Below are 18,589 nucleotides of genomic sequence, written 5' to 3'. Positions count from 1 at the left end.
CTCGCCCTTTGTGGACATCAATACGGCAGTTTGGTCGTTCGCTGCCGTCGTCGCGCTCCTGACGCTCACCCCGGGGCTCGACACGGCTCTCACCCTGCGCACGTCGCTGCTCGTGGGCAGGCGGGCGGCCTGGGGGGTGGTGCTGGGCATCCAGCTCGGCACGCTCGCCTGGGGCGTGCTCACCGCGGCGGGGCTGTCGGCGCTGCTGGCGGCCTCGCGGACGGCCTACGACGTCCTGCGCTGGGCGGGGGCGGCGTACCTGGTGTGGATGGGGGTGCGCATGCTGCTGGCCAAGGGCGCGGCCGGTGAGGAGGAGGCCGGGCAGCGGGCGTTCGGGTTCGGGAAGGGGTTCCGGCGCGGGCTGCTCACGAACCTGCTCAACCCCAAGGTCGGGGCCTTCTACGTGGCGATGTTGCCGCAGTTCATCCCGGCCGGGGCGCCGCACGCGCTGATGGGCCTGTTGCTGGCCGGGGTGCACGTGGCCGAGGGGCTGGTGTGGAGCGCGGTGCTGATCGGGTTCGCCTCGCTGATGAGCGACGTCCTCAAGTCGGCCCGGGTACGGCGGGTCCTCGACCGGGTGACCGGCGTGGTCATCGTCGGGTTCGGGCTGCGGCTCGCCCTTCACGACTGATCCCAGGGCCACTCCAGCAGGCGCGCGCCCAGCACCGCGGTCTCCAGGGTGAAACGCTGGGTGGGGTCGTCGGGCGAGAAGCCGGTCAGCCGCCGGATACGTTCCAGCCGGTACGTCACCGCCCGCGGGCTGATCCCCAGCCTGCGGGCCGCCGCCGCCTGGTTGCCGTGCGCGGCGAAGACCGCCTCCAGCGTCTCGACCAGCGGCTCGTGCCCGCCCCTCGCCCGGAGCAGCGGGCTCAGCACGCTGGTCACCAGGTCCTCGATCGCGCCCCGGTCACGCAGCAACACGGGGAAGACCAGCAGGTCGGCGGCCCTGACCACGTCGAGGTCGAGCCGCAGCGCGTCGGCCAGCTCCAGCGCGCCGCCCGCCTCCCTGAACGAGGTCACGACACCGCCCGGCCCCCGATGTGCCCGGCCCACGCCGACCCGCCAGCCGGGCGGGAAGCGGGCGCGTACGTGATGGGTGAACTCCCCCACGGCGGCGGGCAGCGTGGCGGGCACGACGCACACCAGCAGCCCCTCGCGCACGGCCACCAGCACGTTGTGCGAGCCGAACCGGGCGATCAGGTCGCGTTCGATGCGGTCCTGGTCGCCCTCGCGCAGCCCGCGGGCGGCGGCCACCACGTACGACTCGGCCAGCCGGAGCCCGAAGTGCTCGGCCCGCTCGGCCAGCCGCTCGGCCCGTCCCTGGAGCAGGTCGTCGACGAACTCCCTGCGGGCCGTCTCCTCGCCCCTGATGGCGGCGAGCTGGGCCAGTTCGTACCCCTCCATGAGCGCCGAGACGGTCCTGCGCAGCGCGGGCAGCACGTCCGGCAGGCCCTCGGCGGCGGCGAGCGCGCCGTCCACCAGCGTCCGCAGCGGGACGCCCCGCTCGGCGGCGCGCGTGCCGTCGGCGCGGCAGGCGTCGAGCGCCGCGCGCGTGGGCAGGCGCCCGGTCGCGGCGGCGGCCAGCGCCTGACAATGCCCGCCGAGCAGGTCGGCGGGCATCTCGGGGAGCACCATCACACTCCTACGTCACGCCTGTCGAAGGACAGGATCGCGGTGAGCACGAGCACGGCCGTCGCTCCCGCCAGCACAAGGTAGTCCCCGACCGGCAGGCCCTCATAGAGGGGCCGCCCCTCGGCGTAGTAGTGGAACGGCGAGACCCACTTCAGCCACGAGATGGCCGCCACGTTGCGGCCGAGCGTGACGACGATGTACCCGGCCGCCGCCCACACGCCGACGACGGACGAGGCGATCATCCTGCGGCCGGTGACCGCGGCCACGGCCAGGGCCACGGCGCCGAAGAACAGCGCGAGCAGCAGCACGCCGGTGTGCGCGGCCAGGACGCGGTCGAACGGCACCCCGATCCCGGCCGCGTCCCCGGCCGCCCACGCCACGGCCAGCGTGACGGCGAACACCGCCAGCAGCGCCAGTGCCAGCGCGCAGAACCGCTGGAGGACCAGCCGCCTGCGGTCCACCGGGAGCGTGACGACGAGTTCCAGCGTCCCGGCCTCCTCCGGCTGGGCGATCGCCCGGTTGGCCAGCATCGTGGCGAGCACGACGAACAACATCGGGACGAAGAGCTGGTAGACGACCGTCTGGAGGAAGTTGACGCCGGAGGCCAGGTCCGGCATGCCGCCCATGAGGTCCCTGAGCGGGCCGGGGTACTTGGCCAGGGCCTGCTGGTTGAACGTCGTCGGGTCCTCGCTGAAGCTCCTGAAGAGGCTGATGTAGAGGGCCATGAACGTGCCGATGCCGACGGTCCACCAGATCAGGGCCCGCCGGTGGTCACGCAGACTCCTGGCGATCACGGTGCCGTTCCTCCTCGCTGTAGTAGGTCAGGAAGATCTCTTCGAGGTCGGGCTCGGCGCTGACCAGGTGCACCACGGTGAACCGGGCGGCGGCCTTGACCAGGGCGTCCGGGCGGCCGTCGATCGTGCACCGGACGCTGGCCCCCTCGACGCGCAGGTCGCGCACGCCCGGCAGGCCCTCGAACGCCGACCGCGGCACCGGGGCGTCGAAGTGCAGCTCCATCCGGCGTACGGCCTTCTCGCGCAGCGCCGCCACGTTCTCCACGGCCACCAGGCGGCCCCGGCGGACGATGCCGACCCGGTCGGAGACGCTCTCCACCTCGGCCAGCACGTGCGAGGACATGAGCACGGTCCGGCCGGCCGTGCGCACCTCCCGTACCAGGGCCAGGAACTCCTGCTGGACGAGGGGGTCGAGCCCGCTGGTCGGCTCGTCGAGTATGACGAGCTCCGGCTCGTGCATGAACGCCTGGATCAGCCCGACCTTCTGCTTGTTGCCCTTGGAGAGCTTGCGCATCGGCACCGACAGGTCGGCGTCGAACCGTTCGGCCAGCGCCTCGATGCGGCTGCCCGGCACCCCGCCGCGGACCCGGCCGAGGAAACGCAGGTAGTCGAGGGCCTGGTCGCGGCCTTCGAGCGCGAGCTCGCCCGGCAGGTAGCCGACCCGGGAGCGGACGGCGGCCGTACGCGGGTCCTCGCCCAGCACGCGCACCGAGCCGCGGGTGGGCCTGATCACGTCGAGCAGCAACCTGATCGTGGTGGTCTTGCCGGCGCCGTTGGGACCGAGGTAGCCGAAGATCTCGCCGGGCCGGATCTCCAGCGTGAGGTCTTCGAGCCCGCGCCGGTCGCCGTAGTACTTGGTCAGCCCTTCGGCCTGAACCGCTGCTGTCATGCCGGAATCGTCCCGCCGGCACCCCGCCGGGTCACTGGCCGATGTCGGCAGCGTCGCGGCCCGGTTGCCTTCCGGGACACGGCAACGGAGATGCGGCAGGGTGGGATGCGTGGAGACGGCGTTCGTGCTCGGTGGCGGCGGCGTGCTCGGCGCGCACGAGGTGGGCATGCTGCGGGCTCTCGACGACTTCGGCATCCGGCCCGGCCTGGTCGTCGGCACGTCGGTGGGCGCGCTGAACGGCGCGCTGGTCGCGGCCGACCCCGCGCGGGCGGTCGCCCGGCTGACCTCGTTGTGGCGGTCCGACGTCGTGCGCACGGCGTTCGCCGGGTCGTGGGTGGCCCGGCTGTCCACGCTGGCCAGGACCGGCACCCATCTGCATTCCAACGGTCCGCTGCGCGAGGTGCTGGCCGCGACGGTGCCCACGGAGCTGATCGAGGAGCTGGAGGTGCCGTTCCAGTGCGTGGCGGCCTCGGTCGGGCTGGCCGCGGCCCACTGGTTCAGCAGCGGGCCGCTGGTGGAGGCGGTGCTGGCCTCGTGCGCGGTGCCGGGGTTGCTGCCGCCCGTGGCGATCGGCGGGGAGCACTTCTTCGACGGCGGGCTGGTGCACAGCATCCCCGTCGGCCGGGCCGTGCGGCTCGGGGCCGAACGGGTCTACGTGCTGCACGTCGGCCGGATCGAACGGCCGCTGACCGCGCCCAGGCGGTTCTGGGAGGTGGGGATGGTGGCGTTCGAGATCGCCCGCCGCCACCGGTTCGCCGAGGAGATGGCCACGCTGCCGCCGGGGGTGGAGGTGCACGTGCTGCCGGCCGGGGCCACCGAGCCGCTGTCACCTCTGCGCTACCGGGACCTGTCCCAGATATCCACCTACATCGACCGGGCCTACGAGGCTTCTTCCCGCTATCTGCGGACAAGAGGAGGATGAAGGCCCGACCTCAGGGACGCTGACCCAGGGAGGCCGCCGTTGCTCCCCCCGCGTATCGTGCGCCGGATCGTCCTGGCTCCGCTCGTCATCGTGGTCACCGTGTTCATGCTGGTGACGCTGCCGTTGTGGCTCGCGGTCACGTTCGGGGCCTCGTTGCGGCTGCCGCCGCCGCAGCGCAGGGGGCTGCGGTTCGTCTGGTTCGGGGTGGCGTGGCTGACGCTGGAGTCGGCGGTGCTCATCACCTGCCTGGGGTTGTGGTTGTCGGGCGCGTTCGGGCGGGCCCGGCACCAGGAGCGCCACTACGCGCTGATCCGGTGGTTCCTGTCGAAGGTGTACGCGGCGGCCGTGCGCATCTTCCGGCTGACCCTGGACGTCGAGGAGCCCCCGCCCACCGCGCAGGAGCAGGCGGCCCGGCTGAGCCGCCCGATCGTGGTGCTCTCCCGCCACGCCGGCCCAGGCGACTCCTTCCTGCTGATCTATCACCTCTTATCCCTGTACGAACGCCGCCCCCGCATCGTCATGAAGGCCGCCCTCCAGTACGACCCGTCGCTCGACGTCGTGATCAACCGCCTGCCGAACGCCTTCGTGCCGCGCCGGTCCGGCCGCCGGCGGGTGATCGAGGAGATCCGGCGGCTCGCGGCGACCATGGACGACCGGGACGCGCTGGTGATCTTCCCCGAGGGCGGCAACTTCACCCCGCGCCGCCGCCGGCTGGCGATCCGGCGGCTGGAGGAGAAGGGCCTGGCCGAGGAGGCGGAGCGGGCACGCGGCATGGACCACCTCCTGCCGCCCCGGCCCGGCGGGGCCGTCGCCGCGATCAGCGCCTGCCCGCGGGCCGACGTGGTGTTCGTCGCGCACACCGGCCTCGACGACCTCATCACGATCGGCGACGTGTGGCGCAGGCTGCCGTACGCGGCGCGGATCACGGCCAAGTGGTGGCGGGTGCCCGCGTCCGAGGTGCCCCGTGACCGCGAGGAGCAGGTCCGCTGGCTGTACTCCCATTGGGAGGAGATCGACGCCTGGATCACCGCCCAGCGCGGGCGTTCGCCCCGGGATCAGGCGGAGGGGGCGCCCGGCGGCAGGTAGGGCACCGGGGCCGGACCGTCGCGGAGCACTCGCAGCAGGGCGTCGGTGTCCAGGTTGGCCTCGATCAGGTCGCCCAGGGCGTCCAGGCGGTCCTCGCGGAGGCGGGCGAAGTCGGTGTCCGGGGCGGGCACGAACGCGCGTCCCGCCCGGTCGGCGACGTCGGCCAGGAAGGCCCGGCGGAAGGCGTCGTTCTCCAGGGCGCCGTGCCAGGTCGTGCCCCACACGTCGCCGGCGCGGCACCCGTCCAGGAACGGCTCGCCGCCCTCGACCGTCGCCACCCCGTGGTGGATCTCGTACGCGCTGACCGGCTCCCCGTACGCCTGCCCGACGGGCCGGCCGAGCCGTTTGCCGGCCGCGAACTCCACCCGCACCGGCAGCAGCCCGAGCCCGTCCACCCGGCCCGCCCGCGACTCCACCTCGTCCACGATCTCCCGGCCCAGCATCTGGAACCCGCCGCAGATCCCCAGTACGGGCCCGCGCCGGGCGAGGAGGGCGTCGGCCAGCCCGGTGCGCCGCAACCAGGCCAGGTCCTCGACCGTGGCCCGGGAGCCGGGCAGCACCACCAGGTCGGCGTCGTCGAGTTCGACCGGGTCGGTCACGAAGCGCACCACCACGCCGGGCTCGGCGGACAGCGCGTCCAGGTCGGTGAAGTTGGAGATCCTGGGCAGCCGGACGACCGCCACGCGCAGCGTCTGTCGTCCCAGCGGCCGGCCGGTCGCGACCCGGCGGGAGTCCAGCGCGAGGGAGTCCTCGACGTCCATCCACAGGCCGTCGAGCCAGGGCAGCACGCCGTACACGGGCCGGCCGGTGAGCTCGCGCAGCATGTCGAGGCCGGGTTCGAGCAGTTCGCGGGCGCCCCGGAACTTGTTCACGACGAACCCGGAGACATGGGCCTGGTCGGCGGCGTCCAGCAGCGCGACCGTGCCGTAGAAGGCGGCGAACACGCCTCCCCTGTCGATGTCGCCGACCACGACGACGGGCAGCCCTGCGGCCCTGGCCAGGCCCATGTTCGCGATGTCGCCGCGGCGCAGGTTGATCTCGGCGGGGCTGCCGGCGCCCTCGCAGATCACCACGTCGTACTGGTCGCGCAGGCGTCGCAGGGACTCCAGGGCGGCCGAGCGCAGGAGGTCCTTCAGGGCGCCGTACTCCATGGCGTCCACGTCCGCGACGGGCTCGCCCATGAGCACGACCTGGCTGCGGCGGTCGCTGCCCGGCTTGAGCAGGACGGGATTCATGTCGGCGACCGGTTCGAGCCCGGCGGCCTGGGCCTGCATGGCCTGGGCGCGGCCGATCTCGCCGCGGTCGGCGGTGACGTAGGAGTTCAGCGACATGTTCTGGGCCTTGAAGGGCGCCACGCGCACGCCCTTGCGGGCCAGCCAGCGGCAGATCCCGGCGGTCACCACGCTCTTGCCCGCGTCGGACGTGGTTCCGGCGACCAGCATCGCCCCCGTGACCTGCGCAGCTTTCATGCGATCACCGTACATGAGCCCCAAACTGCGAAATTTCCCAGAAAGGGGCCATTTACGAATCGTGTGACTTCTGCCACTCTGGCTAGAACGTTCGCCTAGAACGTAATTCTAGATTTTTCTACTGGAAAGGGTGGGCATGATCGGGACGTTGGGTTCGCCACGCGCTGGCGTCATCGACGCGCAGACCCGGGCGCCGTTCGGCTGGGCGCCGCTGGTCGTGCTCTTCATCGTCGGGCTCGTGGACCGGATCGAGTACAACCTGCTGTCGGGGGTGCTGCCGCTCGTACAGAAGGAGTGGGGCTTCAGCGACACCGCGGCCGGCTCGATCCCCACGGCGGCGGCGCTGGCCGCCGCGATCGTGTCCCTCCCCGCGGGCTTCCTGGCCGACCGGTTCAGCCGTACGCGGATCATCGCGGTCGTCGTCCTGGTCTGGGCGGTCGCCACGCTCGGGTCGGGCGTGGCCACCGGATTTGTGATGTTCTACCTGATGCGGGTGCTGCTCGCGGCGGCCGAGAACATCGACAACCCGGCGGCCGGCAGCCTGCTCGCCGACTACTACCCTCCGGTCAGCCGGGCCAAGGCGTACGGCCTGACCCGCGTCACGACCTACCTCGGCGGCGTCGGCACGCTGCTGGGCGGCGTGCTGGCCGAGGCGTTCTCGTGGCGTACGGCGTTCCTGGTCATGGTGGTGCCCGGCGTGCTCACGGCGGTGCTCGTCTGGTTCCTGCGCGAGCCGGGCCGCGGCGACCTGGACCGCCTGGTGGCCGGCGCCCCCGCCGAACAGCCCGCCTCGCAGCCCGCCGAGCAGCCCAAGGCGCCTTTCTGGCAGCAGTTCGGGCAGGTCGTCCGCATCCCGACGCTGTTGTTCGTCTGCGTCGGGCTGGGCCTGCTCACCCTCGGGCTGGCCGGGATCTTCTACTGGCTGCCGACCCTCATGGTCCGCGGCTACGGCGTCGGCGTCGGCGCCGCCGGCTCGCTGAGCGGCCTGGTCACCATCGCCGGCACGCTGGCCGGCACCCTCGCCGGCTCCTGGCTGGGCCGCAAGTGGCACGGCACCCGCAAGGGCGGCAGGCTGCTGGCCGGCGGCGGCGGCATCACGGCGGGCGCGGCGGTGCTGGCCGGCGCGCTCGCCATGGACTCGATCGGCGCCATGACCGCGCTGGTCCTGCTGGCCTGCTCGCTGATGTCGATCGCGATCCCGAACATGACGGCCTGCCTGGCCGACGTCGTCCCGGCCGCCGCCCGCGGGCTCGGCTTCGCCGTCCTGCAACTGCTCATCACGGCGGCCGGCGCGTTCGGCTCGCTCGTCGTCGGCATCGCCTCCGACCAGTTCGGCTCGCTGATCGGCGGCATGTACCTGCTGGTCGTACCTATGATCGTGGGCGGCCTCCTGACGCTCGGGGCCCGTGCCTCCTTCGAGCGCGACGCCAAGCGGGTGATGGACGCCGCCCGCGCCGCCTAGGGCAGGCAGACGGTCAGCGCGCCCGGGGCCACCTCGGCTTTGATCCTGGTGGTGGCCTCGCGGTCGCCCCCGTCCAGTTCGTACGTCAGCGGTGACCCGAACCGGGCCGACACCTTGCGGGCCCGGGTGATGCGGACGAACGGCGAGTCCTCCGACCGCCCGGCGGCCATCCTGCCCATCACCCTGGCCCACTGGACCGGCCCCTTGGCCGTGGACAGGCCGACCTCCAGCCAGCCGTCGTCCGGCCGCGCGTCGTCGAACGCCTCGATCCCGCCGGCGATCGTGCCCACGTTGCCGAGCAGCAGGCAGCTCGCCTCCCCCTCGAACCAGGTGGCGCCGTCCACCTTCACCGTCATCGGCACCAGCGGCCCGCCGACGTGCCGGACGGCGGCCTTGACGTAGCTGAGCTTGCCGAGCTTCCGTTTGGCCTTGCCGTCGGCCTCGGCGATCATCTCGGCCTCGAACCCGGCGCCGGCCATGACCGCGAAGTGCTCGCCGTTGAGCAGGCCGAGATCCAGCTCGGCCCGCCGGCCCCGGAAGCCGATCCGTACGGACTCCTCCAGGTCGATGGGGATGCCCAGGTTCGTGGCGAACAGGTTGGCGGTCCCGGCGGGCAGGATCGCCATCGGGACGCCGGACCCGGCCATGGCGTCGGCGCACCGTTGCACCATGCCGTCGCCGCCCCAGACGAACACCAGCTCCGCGCCCGCGTCGAGGGCCTTGCGCACCTTCTTGGGCGCCTTCCTGCTCTTGGGCACCTCGTGCCAGATCAGCTCGCCGACGTCCTGCTCGCTGAGCAGCACGCGCAGCCGGTCGAGGCCCGCGCCGAGGATCTTCTTACGATGAGCGACAACCGCGATGGTGGGGGACACGCCTCCCGCACTACCCGAGGTTTGCAGGGTTATGAGTAGGTTTCGAGCGGGTAGCGGTGGCCGAATGCGTATCCAGGACTGGTTCCTCACCGAGGAGGAACGCGACAACCGGGCCACCGAGCTCGACGCCTGGTCCAGCGGCAACGACGTACGCCCGCTCGTCCACGGCTCCACGTACTTCGCGGAGCTGAGTACCCGCCTGGAGGCGTTGCGCGAGGACGACCTGCTGCTGTTCGCCGACTGGCGGGGCGACCCCGACGAACGCCTGACCGACGACGGCCCCACGGTCGGCGCGGCACTCGGCGCCGCCGCGAAGCGCGGCGTCGTGGTCAGGGGCCTCATCTGGCGCTCGCACCTGGACCGGCTGCGCTTCAGCTCGGCCGAGAACCGGCACCTTGGCGAGGAGATCGAGGACGCGCACGGGCAGGCGATGCTCGACACGCGGACCAAGCCGGGCGGCTCGCACCACCAGAAGTTCGTCATCATCCGCCACGACCGCGACCCCTCGGCGGACGTCGCCTTCGTCGGCGGCATCGACCTGTGCCACAGCCGCCGCGACGACGCCCGCCACCTGGGCGACCCGCAGCCCTGCCCGATGCCCGGCGTGTACGGCCCCCGCCCGCCCTGGCACGACCTCCAGCTCGCCATCCGCGGACCGGCGGTCGCCGAGGTGGAGAAGACCTTCTGCGAGCGCTGGGAGGACCCGGCCCCCGAGACCAGGGACCCGCTGCGCCGCCTGCGCGACCACGTCAGCAAGCTGGACGACGCTCCCCCTCTGCCCGAGCCGGGCCCGCCGCCCCCGCGCGCGGGCACCCACCACGTGCAGATCCTGCGCACCTACCCCGCCCGGCACAGCGCCTACCCGTTCGCGCCCGACGGCGAGCGCAGCATCGCGCACGCCTACCACAAGGTGCTCGGCCGGGCCCGGTCGCTGGTGTACCTGGAGGACCAGTACCTGTGGTCCACGGACGTGATCGAGCCGTTCGCGCGGGCGCTGGAGCGCGAGCCGGAGCTGCGGATGATCATCGTGGTGCCGCGCCACCCCGACCAGGACGGCTGGCTGGCCGGCCCCGCGAGCCTGATCGGCCGGGTCGAGGCGCTGAACCGGCTGACGCGGGCCGGCGGCGACCGGGTGGCGGTCTACGACCTGGAGAACCACCAGGGCACGCCCGTCTACGTGCACGCCAAGGTGTGCGTGGTGGACGACTTGTGGGCCTCGGTCGGGTCGGACAACGTCAACCTGCGCTCGTGGACGTACGACTCCGAGCTGAGCTGCGCGGTCCTGGACGAACGGGAGGACCCGCGCCCGCCGTACGGCGCCCTGAAGTTCGCCCGCGACCTGCGGCTGACGCTCATGTCCGAGCACCTGGACGAGGAGTCGCAGGCGGGCCTGGACGAGCTGTGCGACCCGGTCGCGGCGTTCGACGCGTTCGCGGAGTCGGCGGACCGGCTGGAGGCGTGGCACTCGGCCGGCCGCCGGGGCCCGCGCCCGCCCGGCCGGTTACGTCCGCACCCCGCGCCCGGTCTGTCCTGGGTCCGCAGGGCCATGGCCATGCCGCTCTACCGGTTCGCCGTCGACCCCGACGGCCGGCCGCCGCGGCTCCGGAGATCGCGGAGGTTCTGATGACCACGTTCCCGTTCCGCAGGCTGGGACCGAGGTTGACGGTCGCGGCGTTCGCCGCCGCGCTCATCATGATCCCGTTCTTCCTGCTGCTCGTCGTCGCCAAGATGCCGCTCAACCGGCTGGACTCCGGGGTGGCCCGCGAGCTGCACGCGTACGCGCTGGCCCATCCGGGCGTGACCAGGGTGCTCATCGTCTGGACCGATCTGTTCGGCCCGTGGCCGTGGCGGGTCGCGGTCGGCGCGTTCACCGTGTGGCTGCTGGTGCGGGGCAGGCGCCGGCTGGCCCTGTGGGCGATCGCGACCGTGACCGCGGGCGGCCTGATCGGGCTCGGCCTGAAGATCCTCGTCGCGCGGGTGCGTCCGCACCTGCCCGATCCCGTCGCGCTGGCCCCCGGCGACTCCTTCCCCTCCGGCCACGCGGTCAACGTGACCCTCGGCGCGGGGGTGGTCACCCTGCTCCTGTTGCCGCAGTTGCCCCGGCGGGGACGGCGGCTCGCCTGGACGCTGGCCTGGTTCGTGGTGGTGTCGGTGGGCTTCACCAGGATCGCCCTCGGCGTGCACTGGGTGAGCGACGTCGTGGCGGGGATCGTGCTGGGCGTGGCGGTGATCGCGGCCGCGGCGGCGGCGTTCGAGACGTGGCGCCGCGACACGGGCCGCAGGCCCACCGCGCCGCTGTCCGAAGGTTTGGAACCCGAGCCGCTGAAGGTGCCCGATGAGCAGAGCTGAGCAGGTCCGGTACTACGCGCTGTCGCTGGTGTTACCCCTGGCGCTGATGGGCGCCGTCACGTACGGCATGGGGCTGCTCGTCGTCGGCGTGCCCCAGCCCGGCGACGTGGCCCTGAGCAAGGGCCTGGCCTCGATCCGCACGCCGCCGTGGAACACGCTCACCGACTACGGCACCAGCCTGTCGGACACGCCGTACGTCGTGGCGTTCACTGCGGTGGCGGCGATCGTCTTCCGGCTGGTCCTCAAACGCTGGCTGGAGTCGGTGTTCCTGATCGCGGCGGTGTGGGGCCAGTCGCTGGTCTTCCTGGCCACCACCGAGCCCGTCGGCCGGAGCCGGCCGCCGGTTCCCCACCTCGACCCCGCGCCGCCCACCTCCAGCTTCCCCTCCGGGCACGTCAGCGCCGCCGTCGCGTTCTACTGCGGGATGGCCCTGGTGCTGAGCACGCACGTACGCGGCCGGGCGCCGCGGGTGGCCATCTGGGCGGTCGGGGTCGCGGCGCCGCTGATCGTGGCCTTCTCCCGGCTCTACCGCGGCATGCACTTCTTCACGGACGTGACATGGGGGCTGCTGCTCGGGGTGTTCTGCGTGGTGGTGGCCGCCCGCTCGATCCTGCGCCGCTCCCCGGATCACCCCTGACGGCCCGCGCCGCGGGGCCCCCGCCGCCACATGCCGACGCGCACGGGAACGCCGGGAGAGCCGTGGAGGAGGGGCGGCCCGTCCGGCGCGGGCAGCCCGGCGGCGTCGGTCAGGTCCTGTTCCAGCGCGTCCAGCCGGGCGTGGTGCAGCGGCCACGGTGGATGCTCGACCTCGGCTGCGGCCAGGCGCCCGGCGACGACGCTGAACAGACGGAACCTGGCGGTGAGGAAATGGGCCAGCTCGTCGCGCCCGGCGGCGGTCAACGGCGGGCCCGCGGTCACGTCGGCGTCGCAGCGGACCCCGCCGAAGCGGCGGCGGCTCCGGTAACGCAGGAGGGGGCCTTCGGACCGTACGGACATGCGCGCCCAGTGGTACGGCAGCCAGAACCCGGCACGGCCCCCGAGCAGGGCGGGCAGCGTCCCGGCGTCCAGGGACAGGAACCAGATGCCGCTGCGGCCCCGGTCGTCGCGGACGTAGGTCCGCAGGTTCGTCTCGGGAAAGGCGGGCATCCGCGGCAACCCCGGGACCCCGACGTCCTCCATGACGAACGGCACCAGCCCGACCCAGGCCGTCGAGTCGAACGTCTCGGCCGTGAGCCCGTCGGGCAGCAACCGCTGGACGGTTCCGGGCGGATAGCGCCAGTGCATGAAGGTCGTCCGCGACCAGCGCTGGTACATCACCGGCCGGGCGACGCGAGGGGACACCGGGGCTCTCATGCCGCGGCGTCTACCCGCCACGGCCGCCGATCATGTCAGACGAAGGCCCCCAACCCGGTCACGGCCCGGCCGACGATCAGGGTGTTGATCTCCCTGGTGCCCTCGTAGGAGTAGATCGCCTCGGCGTCGGCGACGAACCTGGCGATGTCGTAGTCGAGCAGGATGCCGTTGCCCGCGAGCAGCTCCCGCGCCCAGCCCACGACCTGGCGCATCTGCGTCGTGCAGTACGCCTTGGCCAGGGCGGAGTTCTCGTCCCGGTAGACGCCGGCGTCCTGGAGCTGGGCCAGCCGGACGACCATGCCGCAGCAGGCGGTGGCGTTGCCCAGCATCCTGACCAGCAGATCCTGCACGAGCTGGAACGAGCCGATCGGCCGGCCGAACTGCTCGCGTTCCTTCGCGTAGTCCAGGGCGATCTCGTAGGCGGCGATCATGATGCCCACCGCCTGCCAGGCGACCCCGCTGCGGGTACGGCGCAGGATCCGCGCGGTGTCGCGGAAGGAGCCGGCCTTCTGCAGCCGGTCGGCCTCGGGGACCCGGCAGCCGGTCAGCGTGATGTCGGCGTTCTGGACGGTACGCAGCGCCATCTTGTTCTCGATCTTCGTGGCGGTGCAGCCGGGGGTGCCCTTCTCCACCACGAAGCCCTTGACCTGCCCGTCGGCGGCGTCCCGCGCCCACACCACGATGAGGTCGGCGAACGTGCCGTTGCCGATCCAGCGCTTGGCGCCGTCGAGCACCCAGGTGTCGCCCTCGCGCCTGGCCGTGGTGCGCAGGCCGGCGGCCACGTCGGAGCCGCCGGTCGGCTCGGTCAGCGCGAACGCGCCGATCTTCTCCATCCTGCTCATCGCGGGCAGCCAGCGCCGCCGCTGCTCGGCCGAGCCGCACTCGGCGATGCTGCCCATGGCCAGCCCGGTGTGCACGCCGAAGAAGGTGGCCATCGAGGCGTCGGCGTGCGCCATCTCCAGGGCGAGGAAGCCGCTGAGCAGGCCGCTCGGCCTCGGCCCCGGGCATTCGGGGTGCGCCAGGCCCGCGATGCCCAGGTCGGCGTAGCCCTTCACCAGCTCCAGGGGGAACTCCGCACGCACCCAGCAGTCGTTGGCGACGGGCACGACCTTCTCCCGCAGGAACGTGCGCACCCGCAGCAGGATGTCCCGCTCGTCGGCGGAGAGCAGGTGCTCGAACTCGTAGAAGTCCCCGGTCAGCAGCTCGGACATGGTGTCGCGTCCCTCCCCGGCGCGGCGGGCGCCCGTCCCCTGGGACGGGGACGGGCGCCCGGGGGTTCACTTCTGCTGGTCGCCCTTCGGCCGGGCCTGCTTGCGCTCCCGCTCGCCGCTGCCGCCGTAGCTGCGCCGCACCGCGTCCGTGCCCTGCTCGACCTGCTCGTCGAACTTGTGGCCGGTACGCTCCTCGATCTCGTCCTCGACCCGGTCGAGCAACTGGTCAGCCTGCTGCGGGTGCTGTTTCGCCAGCTCTTCGGCCTTCTTGACCCAGTCCTGTGCACTCATGCCTGTCTCCCCCGTACGTGTGCGATTGGCCAGCGCTAGCCCTACCCTTCGCGGTCCGGACCACACGGAGCGTCCCGGCCGCCACGGGGGCCGCCTACCATACGGCCCATGACCACGCCCACCACCACACACGGGTTCAGGCTCGACGCGGAGGGCCCGTACGACTTCGGCGCGACGCTGCGTTTCGTCGAGGACTGGCCGGCCACCAGCGCGCTGCCCTCCGACGGGCGGACGCTGCGCTTCGCCTACTGCGCCGAGTCCGACTGGCTGCCGATCGGGGTGAGCGTGACCGCCGCTCCCGGCGGGGTCGCGGTCACCACCACCCGCGCCACCGGTCCGGCGATCCGCGGCGAGGTGGCCCGCATCCTCTCCCTCGACGTGGACGCCGGCGGCTTCGCCGAGCTCGGCGCGGCCGACCCGGTGCTGGGCGACGTGCAGCGGCTCAGCCCCGGGCTGCGTCCGGTGTGCTTCTGGAGCCCGTGGGAGGCGGCCTGCTGGGCGGTGATCGTACAACGCTCGTCGATGCTCGTCGCCTCGCGGATCAAGCAGCGCATCGCCGACCGGTACGGCGCGGCCGTCACCGTGGACGGGCAGGCGTACCAGGCGTTCCCGCCGCCCATGAGCCTGGTGGACGCGGGCGGGCTCGGGCTGCCCGCGCAGAAGGAGGAGTGGCTGCGCGGGCTGGCCAGGGCGGCGCTCGACGGTGTGCTCACCACTGAGCACCTGCGCGCGCTCGCCCCCGAGGAGGCCCTGGCCGAGCTGCGCGCGCTGCCCGGCGTCGGGCCGTTCTCGGCCGGTCTGATCCTGATCCGCGGCGCGGGCGCGCCCGACGCGTTCCCCGGCGACGAGCCGCGGCTGTTCGCGATCCTGCGCGAGGCGTACGGGCTGCCCGAGGACGCGCCGGCGGGCGCCTACCGCAGGATCGCCGAGTCGTGGCGGCCCTACCGGTCGTGGGCCTCGTTCCTGTTCCGCGCGGCCGGTTACCGGGCCGCCGGCGACTGAGCGCCGCGCGCGCGTGGCCCGGCCGCCCGATGATCCTTAGAGTGGTCGCCATGACGGACGACGCCGGCATCCGGGCCGGCGACCACGATCGCGACCAGGTGGCCGCCAGGCTGCGGCAGGCGGTCGCCGAAGGACGCATCAGCCTCGACGAGCTGCACGACCGCATCGACCGCACGTACGCGGCCAGGACGGTCGGTGAGCTCGGCGCGCTGGTCGCCGACCTGCCGCCCGTCTCCTCCGCGCTCGCCCCGGGCTCCGACGTGCTGACGATGCACACCGAACACTGGCGGGTCCGCCGGGACGGGCGGTGGGTGGTGCCGCCGCGCATCGACGTCAGGCTCGGCGTCTGGGGCACCGCGAAGCTGGACTTCCGCGCCGCGGAGTGCCTCCACCGGGAGGTGCTGGTGCACGTCCGGATCACCTCGTGGTTCGGCGACCTGCATCTGAAGGTGCCGCACGGGTGGCACGTACGGGCCGACGAACTGGTCTCCCCGGGGCTCGGCCAGCTGCACGACAAGCCGGTCGAACCGCCGTCCGACGACGGCGTCGTGCTGCGGCTGACCGGTCACAGCCGCGGCGACATCTGGGTCCGCTACCGCCACCCGCTCCCGTCTGACCTCTAGAGGGACGTCAGGGCGGCCAGCTCGCGCCATTCGGCGAGGGGGAGCTCGCCGGGACGGTCGGTGAGCACCTGGAGGCAGACGTGGTCCGCGCCCGCGTCGAAGTGGGCCCGGACCCGCCGCTCGATCGCCTCGACGCCGCCGTGGGCGACGATCGCGTCCACCAGCCTGTCGCTGCCGTGCTCGATCTCGTCCTCGTCGAAGCCGAGGCGGCGCAGGCTGGCGATCTGGTGGGCGGCGCCGGTGCGGTAGAAGGAGACGTGCTCACCGGCCAGCTCGCGGGCCCTGGCGGCGTCGGGGTGCAGCACGACGGCCTGCTCCACGGCCAGCAGCGCGTCGGGGCCCATGGCCTCCCTGGCCCGCGCGGTGTGCTCGACGGTCACGAAGTACGTGTGCGCGCCGAGCGTGCGCCCGGCCGCCAGGTCGAGCATCTTCGGGCCGAGCGCGGCCAGCATGCGGCGCGGCGGACGTTCCGGGGCCGGCGAGGCCAGCGGCACGGCGTCCATGGCGTCGAGGTAGGCGCCCATCGTGGTCACCGCGCGGCCCCGGCTGGGGATCGCGTAGCCGTCCATCTGGATCGGCTGGTCGCTGACGCGGTGGCCGCCGAGGCCCAGCACGTACCGGCCGGGGTGGGCCTCGTTGAGCGCGCGTTCGGCGGCGGCCATGGTGATCGGGTCGCGCAGGGCGATGTTGGCGATGCCGGCCGCGACCGTGATCCGCCTGGTCGCCGAGAGCAGCAGCCACGACTGGCTCACCGAGTCGCGGCCGAACCCCTCCCCGAACCACAACGCGCCGTAACCCAGCTCCTCGATCTCGGCCGCGGCGTCGCGCGCCTCGCCCGCCGGACGGGCGTCGAAGGCGAACGTCCACACACCCACCCTGCCCAGATCGGGCCTGTCGTCGTGAGAGTTGCCGGTCATGAGGTCACCGTCCCGTCTATACGGAGAACTTCTCCGGTTACGTCGGGGACTATAATCGGAGAAGTTCTCCGATTCAACCCGCGGGAGTGGCCAGTGCCGGCACGGGCGATGCGCGCCGACGCGCGCCGCAACTACGAGCAACTGGTGGCGGCGGCCATGGCCGTGGTCGCCGAGGAGGGGCCCGACGCCTCGCTCAACGAGGTCGCCAAACGGGCCGGCGTCGGGGCGGGCACGCTCTACCGGCACTTCCCCACCCGCGAGTCACTGCTCGCGGCCGTGTACGAAGGCCGGCTGGCCCGGCTGTGCGCGCGGGCGGAGGAGGCGGGCGGGGCGCTGCCGCCCGCCGAGGCGCTGGTGGACTGGCTGCGGGCGCTGGTCACACACGCCATGACCGACCGGGGGCTCGGCGCGCGGATGATGCTCTCGCCGGAGGCGGCCGGGGTGGACTGCTGGGCGACCCTGCACGCCGCCGCCGAGCGGCTGCTGCGGCCGGCTCAGGAGGCGGGGGCCGTACGGGCGGACGTGGAGGCGGCCGACCTCATCGCACTGGCCGGCGGCATAGCCCAGGCCACCCCCGACCCGGCCCACGCCACCCACCTCCTCACCCTCACCCTCACCGGCCTCCTGACCCCCACCCCCTGACCCCGGCCCGGACCGCGGACGGCGCGACCCGGTGACGGGGTGGCCGTACGACGGTGTGGCCGTACGACGGGCGTGACCGTTGGGTGGGGCAGTCAGACAGTGGCCGGGAGTGGGGTGAAGGCGGACAGGCCGGCGGCCCAGGCGGCGTCGATGTCGGCGCCGGGCGGGAAGCGGCCGTCGAGTTCGAGCATGACCAGGCCGTGGGCCAGCCCCCAGACGGCCCGGGCGGCCGCCTCGCCGCGTACGAGCCGGACCAGCGGCAGTGCGGCCCGCTCCTCCACCCCGGCGGGCAACAGCCCACGCGGCAACGGCCCCGCGCTCATCAGGCGATACAGGTGCGGATGAGCCAGCGCGTACGCCCGATAAGCCCGCCCAAGCTCCCTCAACCCACCACCTTCAACCCGCTCCCCCGCCCCACCGTCGCCCTCGGCGCACCTCATCGGCGCTCCTCCGGCCTCGGCTCGTTCCAAGGTTTCGGCCAGTTCGGTGAGGGCGAGGGTGATGAGCTGGGCTTCCACGGCGGACTTGTCGGGGAAGTGCTTGTAGAGGGACGGCGCGCGGATGCCGAGGCGTGCGGCGAGGGCGCGCATGGTCAGCGCCTCCACCCCGCCCGCCTCGACCAGCTCGCGCGCCGCCGCGACGTTCTGCCCCGCGCGCGGCGTCAGGTCAGCCACGCGCACTCCTCGGACCGTGACCGAGAACGCGGGCGACCGCCACGTACGTCATCCAGGCCAGCCCCGCCGTGAAGACCGGCACCCAGTTGAGCGACGAGACCGAGTAGCCGACCAGTACGGCCAGCGGGATCCACGGACGATGCGCGAGGTCGTGCACCACGGCCGGCCCACCGAACCTGGTCGCGTACGGCAGCACCACGAACAACACCGAGCTGACCGGCGTGGCGCCCCCGTGCTTGACCACCTCGAAGACTAGGAAGGCGAGGAAGAAGGCGGCGAGCAGGGCCCAGGCGGTTCGGCCGGTCACACGCCCGACGGTCACGATGGTCATGATGTCCTCCATGGCTAACGCTGTTAGCCACAACCCTAGGCTAACGGCGTTAGCCTGTCCAGGCCCGGGT

The 18,589-nt window shown here is 73.0% G+C and carries 21 protein-coding genes; 10 read left to right on the top strand and 11 right to left on the bottom strand.

The genetic code is table 11. The annotated features are described in order from the left end of the window. Positions 1-10 precede the first annotated feature (10 nt). Positions 11-631 (top strand): LysE family translocator, encoded by a 621-nt coding sequence (locus tag DMB42_RS19185; protein ID WP_125636328.1) that lies wholly within the window; start codon positions 11-13, stop codon positions 629-631. On the opposite strand, the gene DMB42_RS19180 is transcribed toward DMB42_RS19185, so the two are convergent. Genes DMB42_RS19180 through DMB42_RS19170 form a run of 3 tightly spaced genes read right to left on the bottom strand, consistent with a single transcriptional unit; the run spans position 622 to position 3,315 of the window. Next, on the bottom strand, positions 622-1,635 hold the full coding sequence (locus DMB42_RS19180) for a CdaR family transcriptional regulator (RefSeq protein WP_125636327.1): 1,014 nt from the start codon (positions 1,633-1,635) through the stop codon (positions 622-624). The two genes, DMB42_RS19185 and DMB42_RS19180, sit on opposite strands and share 10 nt — an antisense overlap. Further along, the gene (locus DMB42_RS19175; RefSeq protein ID WP_125636326.1) at positions 1,635-2,426 is read right to left on the bottom strand and encodes an ABC transporter permease subunit; all 792 of its coding nucleotides are present in this window, start codon (positions 2,424-2,426) and stop codon (positions 1,635-1,637) included. The genes DMB42_RS19180 and DMB42_RS19175 overlap by 1 nt, the downstream gene beginning before the upstream one ends. After that, the gene (locus tag DMB42_RS19170; RefSeq protein ID WP_125636325.1) at positions 2,404-3,315 is read right to left on the bottom strand and encodes an ABC transporter ATP-binding protein; all 912 of its coding nucleotides are present in this window, start codon (positions 3,313-3,315) and stop codon (positions 2,404-2,406) included. Before DMB42_RS19170 ends, DMB42_RS19175 begins: the two co-directional genes overlap by 23 nt. A gap of 109 nt (positions 3,316-3,424) precedes the next feature. On the opposite strand from DMB42_RS19170, the gene DMB42_RS19165 reads away from it, so the two are divergent. Both DMB42_RS19165 and DMB42_RS19160 read left to right on the top strand, forming a co-directional pair. Then, entirely contained in the window at positions 3,425-4,237 is an 813-nt protein-coding gene (locus tag DMB42_RS19165) for a patatin-like phospholipase family protein (protein WP_260477776.1), read from the top strand. A gap of 39 nt (positions 4,238-4,276) precedes the next feature. Then, positions 4,277-5,323 (top strand): 1-acyl-sn-glycerol-3-phosphate acyltransferase, encoded by a 1,047-nt coding sequence (locus DMB42_RS19160; protein WP_125636323.1) that lies wholly within the window; start codon positions 4,277-4,279, stop codon positions 5,321-5,323. Here DMB42_RS19160 and DMB42_RS19155 read toward each other — a convergent pair. Further along, on the bottom strand, positions 5,293-6,792 hold the full coding sequence (locus DMB42_RS19155) for a cobyric acid synthase (protein ID WP_125636322.1): 1,500 nt from the start codon (positions 6,790-6,792) through the stop codon (positions 5,293-5,295). The two genes, DMB42_RS19160 and DMB42_RS19155, sit on opposite strands and share 31 nt — an antisense overlap. Before the next feature lie 148 nt (positions 6,793-6,940). Between DMB42_RS19155 and DMB42_RS19150 the strand changes: the two genes are divergently transcribed. Continuing rightward, positions 6,941-8,254 (top strand): MFS transporter, encoded by a 1,314-nt coding sequence (locus tag DMB42_RS19150; protein WP_260477775.1) that lies wholly within the window; start codon positions 6,941-6,943, stop codon positions 8,252-8,254. Here the strand turns inward: DMB42_RS19150 and DMB42_RS19145 are convergent. Beyond that, positions 8,251-9,126: a diacylglycerol kinase family protein gene (locus DMB42_RS19145; protein ID WP_125636320.1), complete on the bottom strand. Its 876-nt coding sequence runs from the start codon at positions 9,124-9,126 to the stop codon at positions 8,251-8,253. The two genes, DMB42_RS19150 and DMB42_RS19145, sit on opposite strands and share 4 nt — an antisense overlap. Positions 9,127-9,190: 64 nt before the next feature. Between DMB42_RS19145 and DMB42_RS19140 the strand changes: the two genes are divergently transcribed. Genes DMB42_RS19140 through DMB42_RS19130 form a run of 3 tightly spaced genes read left to right on the top strand, consistent with a single transcriptional unit; the run spans position 9,191 to position 12,112 of the window. Then, complete coding sequence (locus tag DMB42_RS19140) at positions 9,191-10,750, top strand: phospholipase D family protein (protein WP_125636319.1); 1,560 nt, start codon at positions 9,191-9,193, stop codon at positions 10,748-10,750. Then, a complete protein-coding gene (locus tag DMB42_RS19135) occupies positions 10,750-11,475 on the top strand; it encodes a phosphatase PAP2 family protein (RefSeq protein WP_125636318.1) in 726 nt (241 codons plus the stop codon). The genes DMB42_RS19140 and DMB42_RS19135 overlap by 1 nt, the downstream gene beginning before the upstream one ends. Next, on the top strand, positions 11,462-12,112 hold the full coding sequence (locus DMB42_RS19130; RefSeq protein ID WP_125636317.1) for a phosphatase PAP2 family protein: 651 nt from the start codon (positions 11,462-11,464) through the stop codon (positions 12,110-12,112). The genes DMB42_RS19135 and DMB42_RS19130 overlap by 14 nt, the downstream gene beginning before the upstream one ends. On the opposite strand, the gene DMB42_RS19125 is transcribed toward DMB42_RS19130, so the two are convergent. From DMB42_RS19125 to DMB42_RS19115, 3 genes are all read right to left on the bottom strand, one after another. Continuing rightward, positions 12,103-12,828, bottom strand: coding sequence for a YqjF family protein (locus DMB42_RS19125; RefSeq protein WP_125636316.1), 726 nt, complete (start codon positions 12,826-12,828; stop codon positions 12,103-12,105). The two genes, DMB42_RS19130 and DMB42_RS19125, sit on opposite strands and share 10 nt — an antisense overlap. A 35-nt stretch (positions 12,829-12,863) precedes the next feature. Further along, positions 12,864-14,039 (bottom strand): acyl-CoA dehydrogenase family protein, encoded by a 1,176-nt coding sequence (locus tag DMB42_RS19120; RefSeq protein WP_125636315.1) that lies wholly within the window; start codon positions 14,037-14,039, stop codon positions 12,864-12,866. 66 nt (positions 14,040-14,105) lie between these two features. Next, positions 14,106-14,330: an antitoxin gene (locus DMB42_RS19115; protein WP_125636314.1), complete on the bottom strand. Its 225-nt coding sequence runs from the start codon at positions 14,328-14,330 to the stop codon at positions 14,106-14,108. A 108-nt stretch (positions 14,331-14,438) separates the two neighbouring features. On the opposite strand from DMB42_RS19115, the gene DMB42_RS19110 reads away from it, so the two are divergent. Both DMB42_RS19110 and DMB42_RS19105 read left to right on the top strand, forming a co-directional pair. Beyond that, complete coding sequence (locus tag DMB42_RS19110; RefSeq protein WP_125636313.1) at positions 14,439-15,332, top strand: DNA-3-methyladenine glycosylase; 894 nt, start codon at positions 14,439-14,441, stop codon at positions 15,330-15,332. 50 nt (positions 15,333-15,382) lie between these two features. Continuing rightward, positions 15,383-15,955, top strand: coding sequence for a DUF1707 domain-containing protein (locus DMB42_RS19105; protein WP_185844740.1), 573 nt, complete (start codon positions 15,383-15,385; stop codon positions 15,953-15,955). Here DMB42_RS19105 and DMB42_RS19100 read toward each other — a convergent pair. Further along, positions 15,952-16,872, bottom strand: coding sequence for a TIGR03620 family F420-dependent LLM class oxidoreductase (locus tag DMB42_RS19100; protein ID WP_125636311.1), 921 nt, complete (start codon positions 16,870-16,872; stop codon positions 15,952-15,954). The two genes, DMB42_RS19105 and DMB42_RS19100, sit on opposite strands and share 4 nt — an antisense overlap. Positions 16,873-16,965: 93 nt before the next feature. Here DMB42_RS19100 and DMB42_RS19095 point away from each other — a divergent pair, with 93 nt between their 5' ends. Next, positions 16,966-17,514, top strand: a complete 549-nt coding sequence (locus DMB42_RS19095; RefSeq protein WP_221762234.1) for a TetR/AcrR family transcriptional regulator — start codon at positions 16,966-16,968, stop codon at positions 17,512-17,514. Positions 17,515-17,606: 92 nt separating this feature from the next. On the opposite strand, the gene DMB42_RS19090 is transcribed toward DMB42_RS19095, so the two are convergent. Together DMB42_RS19090 and DMB42_RS19085 are read right to left on the bottom strand one after the other, a co-directional pair. Beyond that, entirely contained in the window at positions 17,607-18,188 is a 582-nt protein-coding gene (locus DMB42_RS19090) for a TetR/AcrR family transcriptional regulator (protein WP_260477774.1), read from the bottom strand. Then, positions 18,181-18,519: a hypothetical protein gene (locus DMB42_RS19085; RefSeq protein WP_221762233.1), complete on the bottom strand. Its 339-nt coding sequence runs from the start codon at positions 18,517-18,519 to the stop codon at positions 18,181-18,183. Before DMB42_RS19085 ends, DMB42_RS19090 begins: the two co-directional genes overlap by 8 nt. Positions 18,520-18,589 lie beyond the last annotated feature (70 nt).

The sequence above is a fragment of the Nonomuraea sp. WAC 01424 genome (assembly GCF_003947315.1).
Classification (GTDB): Bacteria; Actinomycetota; Actinomycetes; order Streptosporangiales; family Streptosporangiaceae; genus Nonomuraea; species Nonomuraea spiralis.
This window is presented reverse-complemented; position numbering and strand designations above follow the sequence as displayed.

Excerpts from the sequence above, each read along its gene's own strand:
- DMB42_RS19180 (WP_125636327.1), bottom strand. The coding sequence starts at position 1,635 with ATGGTGCTCCCCGAGATGCCCGCCGACCTGCTCGGCGGGCATTGTCAG.
- DMB42_RS19100 (WP_125636311.1), bottom strand. The coding sequence starts at position 16,872 with ATGACCGGCAACTCTCACGACGACAGGCCCGATCTGGGCAGGGTGGGT.
- DMB42_RS19155 (WP_125636322.1), bottom strand. The coding sequence starts at position 6,792 with ATGAAAGCTGCGCAGGTCACGGGGGCGATGCTGGTCGCCGGAACCACG.
- DMB42_RS19120 (WP_125636315.1), bottom strand. The coding sequence starts at position 14,039 with ATGTCCGAGCTGCTGACCGGGGACTTCTACGAGTTCGAGCACCTGCTC.
- DMB42_RS19140 (WP_125636319.1), top strand. The coding sequence starts at position 9,191 with ATGCGTATCCAGGACTGGTTCCTCACCGAGGAGGAACGCGACAACCGG.
- DMB42_RS19105 (WP_185844740.1), top strand. The coding sequence starts at position 15,383 with ATGACGGACGACGCCGGCATCCGGGCCGGCGACCACGATCGCGACCAG.
- DMB42_RS19085 (WP_221762233.1), bottom strand. The coding sequence starts at position 18,519 with ATGACCATCGTGACCGTCGGGCGTGTGACCGGCCGAACCGCCTGGGCC.
- DMB42_RS19125 (WP_125636316.1), bottom strand. The coding sequence starts at position 12,828 with ATGAGAGCCCCGGTGTCCCCTCGCGTCGCCCGGCCGGTGATGTACCAG.
- DMB42_RS19110 (WP_125636313.1), top strand. The coding sequence starts at position 14,439 with ATGACCACGCCCACCACCACACACGGGTTCAGGCTCGACGCGGAGGGC.
- DMB42_RS19170 (WP_125636325.1), bottom strand. The coding sequence starts at position 3,315 with ATGACAGCAGCGGTTCAGGCCGAAGGGCTGACCAAGTACTACGGCGAC.
- DMB42_RS19130 (WP_125636317.1), top strand. The coding sequence starts at position 11,462 with ATGAGCAGAGCTGAGCAGGTCCGGTACTACGCGCTGTCGCTGGTGTTA.
- DMB42_RS19135 (WP_125636318.1), top strand. The coding sequence starts at position 10,750 with ATGACCACGTTCCCGTTCCGCAGGCTGGGACCGAGGTTGACGGTCGCG.
- DMB42_RS19115 (WP_125636314.1), bottom strand. The coding sequence starts at position 14,330 with ATGAGTGCACAGGACTGGGTCAAGAAGGCCGAAGAGCTGGCGAAACAG.